Annotated in this window: 10 protein-coding genes and 1 pseudogene; 8 read left to right on the forward strand and 3 right to left on the reverse strand. The window is 71.3% G+C overall.

Going from position 1 to position 12,756, the window contains the following annotated elements; translation table 11 throughout:
* Positions 1-110: 110 nt before the first annotated feature.
* Complete coding sequence (locus YIM_RS18655; protein ID WP_153031570.1) at positions 111-2,810, reverse strand: LuxR C-terminal-related transcriptional regulator; 2,700 nt, start codon at positions 2,808-2,810, stop codon at positions 111-113.
* Between the two features lie 75 nt (positions 2,811-2,885).
* Complete coding sequence (locus YIM_RS18660) at positions 2,886-3,095, reverse strand: hypothetical protein (protein ID WP_153031571.1); 210 nt, start codon at positions 3,093-3,095, stop codon at positions 2,886-2,888.
* A gap of 280 nt (positions 3,096-3,375) precedes the next feature.
* Here YIM_RS18660 and YIM_RS49180 point away from each other — a divergent pair, with 280 nt between their 5' ends.
* The 7 genes and pseudogenes from YIM_RS49180 (at position 3,376) to YIM_RS18695 (ending at position 10,029) form a co-directional block, all read left to right on the forward strand.
* On the forward strand, positions 3,376-3,861 hold the full coding sequence (locus YIM_RS49180) for a hypothetical protein (protein ID WP_228004811.1): 486 nt from the start codon (positions 3,376-3,378) through the stop codon (positions 3,859-3,861).
* A complete protein-coding gene (locus YIM_RS18670) occupies positions 3,858-4,907 on the forward strand; it encodes an AI-2E family transporter (protein ID WP_228004812.1) in 1,050 nt (349 codons plus the stop codon). The genes YIM_RS49180 and YIM_RS18670 overlap by 4 nt, the downstream gene beginning before the upstream one ends.
* Positions 4,904-5,404: a DUF1269 domain-containing protein gene (locus tag YIM_RS18675; RefSeq protein WP_153031572.1), complete on the forward strand. Its 501-nt coding sequence runs from the start codon at positions 4,904-4,906 to the stop codon at positions 5,402-5,404. The genes YIM_RS18670 and YIM_RS18675 overlap by 4 nt, the downstream gene beginning before the upstream one ends.
* Before the next feature lie 173 nt (positions 5,405-5,577).
* Positions 5,578-6,732 (forward strand): aminopeptidase P family protein, encoded by a 1,155-nt coding sequence (locus YIM_RS18680; protein WP_228004813.1) that lies wholly within the window; start codon positions 5,578-5,580, stop codon positions 6,730-6,732.
* Between the two features lie 165 nt (positions 6,733-6,897).
* A pseudogene (locus tag YIM_RS18685) lies at positions 6,898-8,246 on the forward strand (APC family permease).
* Positions 8,243-8,680, forward strand: a complete 438-nt coding sequence (locus YIM_RS18690; protein WP_153031573.1) for a hypothetical protein — start codon at positions 8,243-8,245, stop codon at positions 8,678-8,680. The pseudogene YIM_RS18685 and the gene YIM_RS18690 overlap by 4 nt, the downstream one beginning before the upstream one ends.
* Positions 8,681-8,682: 2 nt before the next feature.
* The gene (locus tag YIM_RS18695; protein WP_153031574.1) at positions 8,683-10,029 is read left to right on the forward strand and encodes a dipeptidase; all 1,347 of its coding nucleotides are present in this window, start codon (positions 8,683-8,685) and stop codon (positions 10,027-10,029) included.
* A gap of 6 nt (positions 10,030-10,035) precedes the next feature.
* Here YIM_RS18695 and YIM_RS18700 read toward each other — a convergent pair whose 3' ends face one another.
* Positions 10,036-11,235: an oxygenase MpaB family protein gene (locus tag YIM_RS18700; RefSeq protein WP_153031575.1), complete on the reverse strand. Its 1,200-nt coding sequence runs from the start codon at positions 11,233-11,235 to the stop codon at positions 10,036-10,038.
* Between the two features lie 234 nt (positions 11,236-11,469).
* Here YIM_RS18700 and YIM_RS18705 point away from each other — a divergent pair, with 234 nt between their 5' ends.
* Positions 11,470-12,630: a TetR/AcrR family transcriptional regulator gene (locus tag YIM_RS18705; protein ID WP_153031576.1), complete on the forward strand. Its 1,161-nt coding sequence runs from the start codon at positions 11,470-11,472 to the stop codon at positions 12,628-12,630.
* Positions 12,631-12,756 lie beyond the last annotated feature (126 nt).

A 12,756-nucleotide genomic window follows, 5' to 3' on the forward strand; every position in this document is an offset into this window, starting at 1 on the left:
TGCCGGTGCCGGGAGTACCCGTCGCTCCAGCCGTTCCAGCAGCAGCGGGCCGATCAGCAGCACCGCGAGCAGTACCAGTGCGGACACTTTTCCCTCACCTTCAGCGGATTTCACAGCAGGCCGCGCGTGCGGGCCACGGTGATCGCGTCGCGCCGGTGGTTGACGCCGAGCTTGCGGTAGATGCCGCGGAGATGGGTCTTCACGGTGTTCACCGAGACGAACATCGTGTGCGCGATCTCCTCGGCCGTGCGCATGGACGGCAGTTCGGTCAGCAGCGCCTGTTCCCGCTCGGTCAGCCCGTCCGTGGGATCGGCGGCGGTCACCGGGATCTCGGCCAGCGCCCTGGCGGCGAACGCGTCGAGCCTGCCGAACCGGCCCGCTCCGCCGGCGAGCAGGCAGCGGATGGACGGGCCCGCTTCGCGGAACGCCCGCAGCGCCTGGTGCGGTGCGGCCAGCGCAAGGGCTTCGGTGAGCGCCTCGTGGGCGCGGTGCTCCTCGTCGCACCGGGCGGTGAGCTGGGCTTCGAGCAGCCAGGCGTGGACAAGGGTGGCCGGGGAGACCACGGGTAGCCGCTGGGTCAGCAGTGGCTCGAGCACCCGTCGCGTCGAACCCGTCTTGCTCCGGTGGGCGTGCAGGATCGCGCGCAGGAGCGCCTGCTCGCCGCCGTCGCCGAGCAGGTCGGTCACCTCCCGCAGGACGTCGGCCGCCCAGGGGTATTCGCCGACCCGCAGCGCCATGCGCTGCCGCACCGGGGCCGCGTAGGCGACCAGCGCCGGCACGATGGACCGGCCGCCCAGCCGCTGCCAGTGCTCCCGCAGCGTGGTCACCACCTGGTGCGGGTCGTCGGCCGTGCCGAACTCGACCAGCGCGCCGATGGTGCGCACGAACAGTTCGATGCTGGGGTCGACCTCCTCCGCCAGCAGCTCGGTGGCCAGCTCGGCGAGCCGCGCCGCTCGTTTGTCCTCCAGTCGCTCGTAGGCCTCCGCGCACAACAGCGCGTAGGCGTGGGCACACCGCGATGTGCCTTCCCAGCTCCGATCCTTCGCGATGGCGATCGCCGCCCTCGCCCGCGTGCCCGCGGTGGCCAGGTCGCCCTTGGCGGCGGCCACCGCGGCGAGCTGGGTTTCGCACTGCAATCGCGCCGCGTCCCGCCCCTCGGTGACGGCCAGCCGCAGTGCTTCGGTCAGATCCGCCTCGGCCGCCTCGTGGTTGCCCGCCCACACCGCCGCGATACCGCGGTTGAGGAAGGCGAACAGATCCACGTCGAGATCACCGGTCTGGCCCGCCCTGGTGGACTTGAGCGCGGTCAGCGCTTCGCCGGTGTCGCCGCGCAAACGGGCCCGGTGCACCTCGATGGTGGCGCGCAGCGCGCGCAGGCGCTGGGTGCGCAACGGGTACGCGGCACCGTCGACGGACCGGAGCACGTGGTCCGCGGCGGGCACGTCACCCAGCTCCAGCGAGGTCGCGGCGGCCACGAGCGCCACCGACGGCCTGCCGCGGACGTGCGGTGGCACCGCGTCGAGCACCCGGCCCAGCCGGTGGTGCTCGCCCGCGAGCACCCGCGCGAGGCCGAACTTCGCGAGCAGCCGGGTGAGCAGGTCGTTGTCGCCGGCGCAGGCGGCGTGCTCGATCGCCCGCAGTTCGTCGCCGGCGGCGAGGTACCAGCCGGTGGCGGTGCGGTGCAGCCGGTGGAGCGCGGAAAGCTCGCGCCTGCCCAGCTCGGCACGCAGGTAGCCGCGCAGGAGCGGGTGGTACCGGTAGTGGCGCCCGTCGCGGTCGCGGGAGACGGTGACCACGCCGGTGCGCTCCAGCCAGTCGAGGATCTGACCGGCGTTCTCCTGCCGCGAGAGCTTGGCGGCCAGCCGCGCGGGGAAGGTGCGGCAGACGCAGGTCGCGAGCATGAACCGCTGGACGTCCTCCGGCTGGCGGGTGACGACCTCACCGAACAGGTAGTCGGCGACGAACTGGTCCTCGCCGGTGAGGTGGTCGACCAGTTCCCCGCCCGGCCGTTCGGCGTCCAGGCTGATCGCGGCGAGGCGGAGGGCGGCGGCCCAGCCCTCGGTCCGCTCCATCAGCAGGGCGAGTTCGCCGTCGGTGAGCCGGACGCCGTCGCGGAGGTAGACCAGGCGGGCTTCCACCGGGGTGAAGGTGAGCATGTCCGGCCCGATCTCACGCAGCCGGCCTTCGAGCCGGAGCCGCGGGAGGATCAACGGCGGCGGGAACCGGGCCGAGAGCACCACCGGCATGCCGGCCGGGCAGTGCCGCAGGAGGAAGTCCACCGTGCGCACCGCCCCGTCGGAGTGCAGGTCGTGCACCCCGTCGAGGATGAGCACGACGGGCTTGGCCAGCCGCTCGACGGCGGTGCCGAGTCTGGCGATGAACGACCCGTGCGGTTCGCCGGGCGGCGGGGTCGGCCCGGCGCCCGGCGGCCAGGCACCGGCGTTCTCCAGCGCGCGGACCACGGCTGTCCACAGTAGGACGACATCGTTGTCCTCGGCGTCCACCGAAACCCAGGCGACGTGCGCGCCGGACCTCTCGACCCGGTGCCTGGCCCAGGTCGCGAGCATGGTGGTCTTCCCGGAACCGGCCGGCGCGCACACCACCGTCACCGAGGGACCGGTGTCCGCGTCCGCCACCGCGGCGTCGAGCAGGGTGTGCAGCCGCTCGCGGACCAGCACCGCGGGTGGGGCCGAGGGGATGCGGATCTTGGCCGCCGCGACGACCGCGGGCCGGGCGATCTCGTGCGGCCGCGGTCTCACCCCGTGCGGTACGGCACGGCTGGTGAAAGCGGTACCGTGCACCTGCGCCATTTGCATTGTTCTCCCTGTTTCGCGCGCTGATCGGCTTCATGGAGAAAATCTCATGGAGAAAACAGTGACGGTGCGTTATCTTTCCGGGGCGGCCGCGGCCAGCAGGAATACCAGTCTGGCCAGCTTCGTGAAAGCACCGAGGCATTCGGCGACGACTACTTCGGCGGCGGCCGGACCGGGAACTTCCCCTTCCGCGTGACCGGGTTCCCGTGCGGTGAGCATGAGCGACACCACCACCCCCGCCACCGCCATTCCGGTGCGCCCGCGCTTGCCCGAACCACTCATCCCGGCCTCCTCCGCTGTGACGGCCCGCTGCTGCCTGCCGACTGGGCCATCGTGCTGCCGCGCCGAAGGGAGATACTTCGCCCGTGCCGGGTGAATGGTCTCCACCGGCGGGTTTCGCGAGCGCGCGATCTGCATTAGTGCGCAGGGTGCCGGGTAATGCCGCCGCCCCGATTCGGATTCCCCACCGCCATTCGGTCTCGCCCGCGCTGGGCGAAGAGATCCCGGCGGTGCCGGTGCGACGGTGACGGCGCCGGGAAATTCACCGACGAGAGGAAAGCACATGAGTGAGCACCAGCATTACGGTGCGGGTGACGTCGGCGACGTCACCGACGTGAGCGCGGAGTGGCGCCTGTCGCGCGCACCCCGCCGGTCCGCCCGGCACGGCGACGGCGCGGTGCGGAGCGGGTGGATCGCGTTCGCCGGCGCGATGATGGTGCTGATCGGCGCGTTCAACGTGATCGAAGGCCTGGCCGGGCTGCTCACCCACGACTACTACCTGGTCGCGCCCAACGCGGTGCTGGCGTTCGACCTGACCGGCTGGGCCTGGATCCACACCGTGATCGGGGTGCTGGTGGTGCTCACCGGGGCCGCCCTGCTCGGGGGTGCGGTGTGGGCCAGGGTGATCACCGTGGTGCTGCTGATCTTCAACGCCGCCGCGCAGATCGCCTTCATCGCGGTCCAGCCGTTGTGGTCGCTGCTCGTGATCGGGCTGTGCGTGGTCGTCATCTGGGCGGTCATCGTCCGCGGTGGCGAAGTGGACGGGTGAGCGGGCCGCTGCCACGGGGGCTGGTGGTCCTGCTGGGCGCCGCGTCGGCGGTGGTCGTGGTGACCGGGGTGCGGGCGGCGGCGTGGCTGGTGGCGCCGGCGTTGCTCGCGCTGGTCATCGTGATCGTGGTCAGCCCGGTGCACCGGTGGCTGCGCCGCCGTGGACTGCCCGCCTGGCTCGCCACCACCACGCTGGTCACCGCGGTGTACGGGGTGTTCGGAGTGTTCACCGCGGTGGTGGTGGTTTCGCTGGTACGACTGGCCGCACTGCTGCCCGGCTACACCGAACGGGTGCGCGCGCTGCGTGCGGAGGCCGCGGACCGGTTGCGCGCCTTGGGAGTCGGGCCGGAGCAGCTCGACGCACTCGTGCACTCGATCGACCCCGGCAAGCTGGCCTCGGCCGCGGCCGCGTTGCTGGGGGAGCTGACCGCGGCGACCACCGGCGTCGTGTTCCTGCTGGCGCTGTTGCTGTTCTTCAGCATGGAGACCGGCACCATCGGCGGCCGCCTCGAAGCCGTCGAGCGCGCGCGGCCGCGGGCCCGCATCGCGCTCACCGGATTCACCGCCAGGACCCGCCGGTTCCTGGCCGTCACCACCACCTTCGGCGCCGCCGTGGCGGTGCTGGACACGATCGCCTTGCTGTGGCTGGGAATTCCGCTGCCCGTGCTGTGGGGGCTGCTTTCGTTCGTGACCAACTACATCCCGAACGTCGGGTTCCTGCTGGGAGTCGTCCCGCCCGCGCTGCTCGGCCTGCTCGGCGGCGGCTGGGGCACCACGCTCGGGGTGGTGGCGGTGTACGTGGTGCTCAACTTCGTGCTGCAGTCGCTGGTCCAGCCCCGGTACGTCGGGGACGCCGTCGGGTTGTCCACGGTGCTGACGTTCGTGTCGCTGGTCTTCTGGGCGTGGGTGCTCGGGCCGCTCGGCGCGCTGCTCGCCGTGCCGGCGACCTTGCTGGTGATGGCCGTGCTGGTCGACGTCGACCCGCGGGCGGAATGGGCGGCCGCGCTGCTGCGGGCCGCGAAATCGGAGAAAGGACATCGACCATGACCACATTGACGATCTGGCGGTTCGACTCGCCGGACGGGGCGAAGCTCGCGGCGCGCGAGGTGGAGGAACTGGCCAGGGAACGGCTCGTGGTCGTCCACGACGCGGCCGTCGTGGCCTGGCCACCGGACCGCAGGCGGCCGAAACTGCGGCAACTGCACGATCTGGCCGGCCGTGGCGCGCTGTCCGGCGCGTTCTGGGGCATGCTGTTCGGCCTGCTCTTCCTGATGCCGCTGGCGGGTGCGGCGATCGGTGCCGCCGCGGGCGCCGCGGGCGGCGCGCTGAGCGACGTCGGCATCGACGACGACCTCATCCGGCGGATCAAGGAGCGGCTCACCCCTGGCACGTCGGCGCTGTTCCTGCTCACCTCCGAGGCGGTGCTCGACCGGATCAAGGACGTCTTCACCGACGACCCGCCGGAGTTGCTGTTCACCAGCCTGACGTCGCAACAGGAGGAGGCGCTGCGGGAGGTCTTCGCGGACGAGGAGACGACGTACTGACCGGGGTGGCGGCCGGTTGGCTGCGACGGTACGCCCGGTGGTGGACACCACCGAGGTGCACTGGGACCACCCGATGAGCGCCTGCCGTGCCTCGTCGCGGGCGCCACCGGGCGGGCCCGGTTCACCTGTGCGGGATGATCACCTCGAAGCCGGGCCCTGCCTAGCTTGGGGCCGTGGAAATCAAGCGAGACAACACGATCGACGACGACAGCGGGTCGCGGTGGCCGCCGCCACCGTTCACCGCCGCCGACCACGCGCGCCGGATCGGCCGCACGATCCGGCGCGCGATGGCGGCGGGGCTGGACGGCGTGCTCGTCGCACCCGGCCCGGATCTGGCGTGGCTGACCGGGTACGAGCGGGTGCCCGGACGGCTAGTCCTGCTCATCCTGTCCACGCACCGGCGCCCGGCGCTGCTCGTCCCGGAAGGGGAGCGGGACGGCGTGGCGGCGACCGCCGCGGCGCTCGGGATCGAGGTCGCCGCCTGGGACGAAGATCCCTGTGCGGTGGCGGGTGAGTACCTGGAGCCGGGCGGCGTGTTCGCGGTGTCCGACGCCGTCCGGGCCAGTCACGCGTCGCGCCTGCGGCGGGCGGCACCGGGAAGCCGGTACGGGGGGCTTTCCGGTTGCCTGCCGCAACTTCGCGCGGTCAAGGACGGCGGCGAGCTGTTCCGGCTCGCCGCCGCGGGCGCGGCGGCCGACGCGGCGTACACCGAGATCCTCCGTACGCCCTTCGCGGGCCGCCGGGAGGACGAGATCGCCGCGGACCTGACCCGGTCGCTGCGGCGGTTCGGCCACGAGCGCGTCGACCGCGCGTTCGTCGGGTCCGGACCCCGCAGTGCCTGCCCGCACCACGGGCCCACCGGCCGGGTGCTCGGGCACGGCGACGCGGTGGTGCTCGGCCTCCGCGGCCGGATGTGCGGCTACGGCTCCGGCACCACCCGCACGGTCGCGGTCGGTGAACCGGACGCGGAACTCCGGCGGGTGCACGAGGTCGTGCGCGCCGCGCAGCAGGCCGCGTTCGAAGCGGTGCGGCCCGGCGTCCGGTGCGGGCACCTCGACCGCGTAGCCCGCGAGGTGATCGGCGACGCGGGCTACGGCGGCCGGTGCACCCACCGCACCGGCCGCGGGGTCGGGATGACCACCGACGAACCGCCGTACCTGCTGCCCGGGTCCGAGCAGCGGCTCGAGCCGGGCATGTGCTTCTCCATCGAGCCCGGCATCGACCTGCCGGGCCGCTTCGGGGTGCGCATCGAGGACATCGTCACCGTCACCGCGGACGGGGGACGGCGGCTCACCGACACCGACCACGCTCTCGGCGTCGTCGAATAGGTCGAATAGAAGGCCGCCGGGTGGCTCGTTCACACGCGGCGGAGGAGGCGCCCGGCACCGCGTCACCCGGAGGCTGATCCCATGACTCAGCACAGGTCACCGGACCTCTCCGCCGAGCGCACCCGCCCGCCCGTGGCGTGGATTTCCTGGGTGGCACTGGCTTTGATGACAACCAGCTCCGTGGCCAGCCTGCGGCCGTCACCGACGATGGCGGTCTACGGGCTGGCGTGCGTGTTCCTCTACCTGGTTCCCGCACTGGTTTTCCTGCTGCCGACCTCGCTCGTCTCCGCCGAACTGGCCTCCGGCTTCAAGGGCGGGGTCTACAACTGGGTCGCGCGGGGGATTTCCCGTCCGGCGGTTTTTTCGCGGTCTGGTGCCAGTTCGCGATGACGATCTTCTACTACCCGAGCCTGCTCGGCTACGTCGCGAGCACCCTCGCCTACGTCTTCGATCCCGGTTTGGCGAGCAACGGGCTCTGGACCGCGACGGTGATCGTGGTCGCCTACTGGTCGGGGGTCTGGATCTCTTCGCGCGGCACCAAGGGCGTCGCCGGGCTGGCGAGCGGTGGCCTGATCGTCGGCACGCTCGTGCCCGGCGTCGTCCTGGTCACGCTCGGCTTCGTGTTCCTGGGGCAGGGCAACGCCCCGGCCGCGCCGATGAACGCGGGCGAACTGCTGCCCGAATGGGCGGGCCTGGCCAGCCTGGTGCTGATCGTGAACAACTTCCTTTCGTACTCCGGGATGGAGATGAACGCGGTGCACGTCTCGTCGCTGCGTGATCCGGCGAAGCAGTTCCCGAAGTCGATGTTCCTGGCGATGGGCCTGGTACTGCTGATCTTCATCCTGCCCGCGCTGGCGATCAGCTGGGTGGTGCCCACCGGCGAACTCTCGCTCACCGCGGGGGTGATGCAGGCCTTCGACGCCGTGTTCGCCCAGTTCGGCTGGCAGCTCCTCACCCCGGTGTTCGGCGTCATGCTGGTGACCGCCTCGCTGGGCGGGATGCTGACGTGGCTAGCCGGGCCGTCGAAGGGGCTGCTGCTCATCTCCCGCAAGGAGGGCTACCTCCCGCCGGTGCTGCAGAAGCGGAACAAGTACGGCGTCCAGCAGAACATCCTGGTGGCACAGGGTTCGGTCACCACCGCGATCGCGCTGCTGTACGCGCTCATCCCGGACGTCTCGAGCGCGTACTGGATCTTCTCGGTGATCACCACGCAGGTGTACCTGATCACCTACCTGCTGCTGTTCGTGGCCGCGGTCCGGTTGCGCCGCAAGGAACCCGACCACCCGAGGGGGTACCGCGCGCCCCTGCTCACCGGCTTGTGCGGAGTCGGTTTCACCGCTTCGCTGGCCGCGCTGCTCGTCGGCTTCATCCCGCCGTCGCAGTTCGGCTCCGGCAACACCGCCGGGTACGTCCTGATCGTCGGCGGCGGCGCGATCGGACTCGGGCTGGTGGTCCCGTTCCTGTTCTACCGCTTCCGCAAACCGTCGTGGCGGCAGCCGGAGGAGGAGTCATGACCGCCGGCCGGAAGGACACGCGGGGGCGCGTCGTGCTCTACACCGCCGTCGCCGCGCTGACCGTGGTGCTGATGGCGCTGGCGGTGGCGGCGTGGCGCGCCGGGAAGGTGAACCGCGCGGCCGAGGACAAGGCGGACCGGCTGATCGCCGCGCTGGCGGAGCTGGGCACCGCGGTGCCGGAGCGCGACCAGGTGGTGCGCCTGTTCGGTGACGACGGCGGCCCCGTCTGCGCGGACCCGGCGGGCGCGGCGCGGCGGGCCGCGTCGCTCGGCGTGCTCTCGACCGGCGCGGGCGGCCCCGGCACCCGGCCGGCCGTGGCCGGGGCCAAGCTCGTCGAGGGCCAGCTCGCGGTCGTCACCATCTACTGCCCGGACCGGTTGTCGGAATTCGAGGAATACGTCAGCGGCCTTCGTGCCGCGGGGATTTCGGAGTGAACATGGAACTGCGCGCGCACGTGAGGGGACTGATGTCCTTGGCCCGCCTCGATCTGGCCGACCTGGTCCGCCTGGAGTCGGTCGCCGACCCGGTGCGGTACCCACCGCGGGAGTGCCTGCGCGCCGCCCAGTGGGTCCGCGACGCGTTCGCCGGAGTCGGTTTCGGCGACGCACGGCTGGTGGAGACCGCGGACGGCAGCCAGGCGGTCCTCGGCTCCCGGCGGTGCCGGTATCCCGCCGCGCCGACCGTGCTGTTGTACGCCCACTACGACGTGCAGCCGCCGATGGACGAGTCCGCCTGGCGCACCCCGCCGTTCGAACTGACCGAAGTGGACGGTCGATGGCACGGCCGCGGCGCGGCGGACTGCAAGGGCAACATCATCGCCGGGCTGACCGCGCTGCGCGCGCTCGGCGGGGACGTGCCCGTCCACCTGAAGCTGGTCGTGGAAGGCAGTGAGGAACAGGGGACCGGCGGGCTGGAGGACTTCGTCACCGACCACCCGGACCTGCTCCGCGCCGACGCGATCCTGGTCTGCGACACCGGGAACGCCGCGGTGGGCCGCCCGGCGGTCACGGTCAGCCTGCGGGGCATGGTGAACGTGGTGCTGACCGTGGAAGCGCTCACTTCGGCGGTCCATTCAGGCATGTACGGCGGTCCGGCCCCGGACGCGCTCGCCGCGCTCGTCGCGGTACTGGCGACCTTGCGGGACAACGCGGGCAACACCACGATCGCCGGCCTGCCCGCCGGACAGACGTGGTACGGCGAGCCGTACCCGGCCGAGCGGTTCCGCGCCGACGCGGGAGTGCTGCCGGAGGTGTCGCTGCTGGGCGACGGCAGCGTCGCCGACCAGCTGTGGGCCCGGCCCGCGGTGACGATCCTCGGCATCGACTGCCCGGCGGCACGGGGTTCGGCGGCGGCCATCGCGCCGAGGGCCGCGGCCCGGCTGAACCTCCGCGTCCCGCCGGGCACGGACATCCGCCACGCGGAGGTCGCGCTCACCGGGCACCTCCGCGCCGCGGCCCCCTGGGGCACCCGGGTCACCGTGCGGACTGAGGCGGCGGGCGCGCCGTTCACCACCACCGTCGACGGCCCGGCCCACCGGGCGATGGCCAAGGCCATGGCCGAGGCGTACGGTGTCCCGCCGACCACTCTCGGCCAAGGCGGTTCGATCCCGCTCTGCACGGTGCTCGCCGAGACCTATCCTGGCGCGGAGATCATCCTGATGGGCGTGGAGGATCCCCGGTCCCAGATCCACGCGCCGAACGAGAGCGTGGATCCCGCCGAGATCGCGGCCGTGGCCCTGAGCGAGGCGTTGTTCCTGCGTGCCTACGCCGCCGAACTCGGCTGACGGCTCTCAGGCTCCCGGCCGGTTACCGGTCGGGATGGTGATGGGCGTGGTCGTGGGTGAGGTGACCTTGTTGAGGAACAGCATGGCGAGCGCGCGGATCAGCTGGTCGAACAGGTAGAAACCGACCGGCATCACCGGGATCAGGCCTTCGCGGAAGGCGATGTAGGCGGGCCACCCGGTCTGGATGAGGGCCTTCGCGGCGTAGTCGCGACGCAGGTTGAGCCAGTCGCCGATCTCGTCGCTGAGCACGTAGCGCACGAACTCGTTGAGAAAGCCCCTGGTGACGCCGAGGTCGACCTGCGCGGTCAGGCCGAGCAGGTCCTCGGCCAGTTCCTTGCCCTCGAACGACGGCGCGAGGATGGGGGTGAGCGCCTGCTCCGACTGCGCGTACGCGGCGGCCCAGGTCTGCGGGATGAACTCCCGCCGCACGCCGAGCAGGTGGATGGCGACCTGCCACGAGTGCAGGAAGGCGTCCTCCTCCGCGGCCGTCATCGGCACCTTCCAGTCCTTGAGCTTCTTGTGCACGAACGTGCCGAGGCTGTGGAAGGTGACCAGGATGTCGCCGTTGCTGATCGGGATCCGGTCCGGTTCGTCCGCCACCGCCGACCAGTGCGGCGACTGCGGCAGCAGGTGCCGCACCGCGGCGTGCACCAGGCGCGTCTTGTTGGCGGTGACCACGAACTGGCCGCTGGGTTCGAAGGCGTTCAGGTCGGCCAGGTCGTAGCCGAAGGTGAACGTCTTGGCCGCGCGGTCCTGCATGTCCGCGCCGCCGGCGGACCAGTAGACAGACTTGGCCTCGCGCGGGATGACCGTGCTCATGATGCCGCTGCCGAGGCCGTAGAGCATGAACAGGTAGGTGTCCTTGCGCCGGTTGAAGTCGGCGGCCAGGCGCAGCTTCGCCTGGTCGGCCCAGGACGGCAGCTTGTTGGCCTTGGCGAGGTAGGTGGCGAGTTCGCCGGGCAGTCCGCTCGGCAGCGCGTGGTTGTTGTTCACCCACGGCTTGATCGCGGTGTTGACCGCCGGAACCCCGCCGGAATCGAGGATCCGGGCCATGATGCCGTCGATCTCGTCGTCCCAGGCCCACCACGGATCGGCGCCCGCGCTGCCTGCCGTTGCCGAGGCCAGGCCGGGAACGGTGCTCGCCGCACCCACCAGTCCCAGCGCGACGCCGAGTGACAGTACGTTCCTCCTGCTGAGATTGCTCATTTACTTACCTAGCTTCCTCGATAGGTATGGAGCGCTGCCGCCTGATCACATGCGAGACTCCTCGTTAACATAGCGAGGCGGGTCACCGGTCGGCAAGCCTCGTTCAAGGCTGAATCGGTTCGCTGTCGATGGCGGAAAGTCAATCGGGAGTCACATTGGGACCTAGCCGTGCGACGTTCATGGTTCACTGACGCGTATGGCCTCGTTCCCGCGTCCGCAGGCCGGGGTGCCGCTGTGACCACCGGGTCGACGGCGGCCGTCCGGCCGCGCAACCGCAAGCAGCTCATCGTCGCCGCGGCGGGGCGGGTGTTCAGCGAGCGCGGTTACCACGCGGCGTCCATGGAGGAGATCGCCGGCGCCGTCGGCATCACCGCGGCGGCGCTGTACCGGCACTTCCCGAACAAGTACGCGCTGTTCGCCGAGTGCGCGAACCTCATGGTGGACGGGCTGGTCGCCGCGATCGACGGCGTGCCCCCCGAGGGAACGCTGGCCGACGTGCTCACCGCCGTCACCCAGCTCACGGTGACCCACCGCGCCTCGGGCGGCTTGTACCGGTGGGAGGCCAGGTTCCTCGACCGGGACGATCGCCATTTGCTGGCGGGGAAGTTCGGCCACATCGTCGAGCGCGTCACCGAGGTGGCGCGACGCGAACACCCCCTGCCCGAGGGATATTTGAGGGCCGCCGCGGCGCTCGGCGCGATCGGCTCCATCACGATGCACCGCGTCTCGATCGCGCAGCGCCGCTTGGAGGAGCTGCTGGTCGCCTCGGCCACGCGGGTGATCGCCACCGACCCCACCACGCCCGGTAGCGGCCGTCAGGTCGAACTACCCACCCAGCCCGCCGCCCGCACGCGGCGCTCGGAAATCCTCGAGGCCGCGATCACCCTCTTCGAACAGGACGGCTTCACCAACGTCACCAACGCGAAGATCGCCGAGGCGGTGGGCTTGGTCCCGTCGGCTATTTATCGCTATTTCCCGGGCAAGGCGGACATCCTGGCCGCGGCCTGCCTCCAGGCCGCGGGCTTGCTGGCGCAAGCGGTGGAGCAGAACCTCGTGGGAGTCGCCGACCCCCACGAGGCCGTAACCACCCTGAGCGCGACTTATGTGGCGTACAGCTTCGAGCACACAGCCCTCACGAGCGTCGCGAATGCCGAGTTGGTCGGCCTGCCACCAAATTTGCGGCGCCCCTTGGTGACCGCGCAACGGGAGCACATCGCCACGTGGGAGCAGCACCTACGCTCAGCCCGCCCGGCCCTTGACTCGCGCCAAGCCCGGATCCTGGTGCACGCCGCGTTCGGCGCGGTGGTCGAAGCCGGGCGGCGCCTGCGATGGCAGGACACCCCGGAAAACCGGGATGCCGTTGCCGCGCTGCTCGTGGGTGCTCTGGGCCTTTGAGCCACTGGCCCACCGGGTTCGGGAATTACTTCAATCGCCGATATCGAAAGGCAAGGGCCGAGGGCACTGGGCTGGCGATCCGAATACCAATTCGATGATCGCGCCAATGATTCCTATGAGAAATAC

Origin of the sequence: Amycolatopsis sp. YIM 10 (assembly GCF_009429145.1) — a bacterium.
Classification (GTDB): Bacteria; Actinomycetota; Actinomycetes; order Mycobacteriales; family Pseudonocardiaceae; genus Amycolatopsis.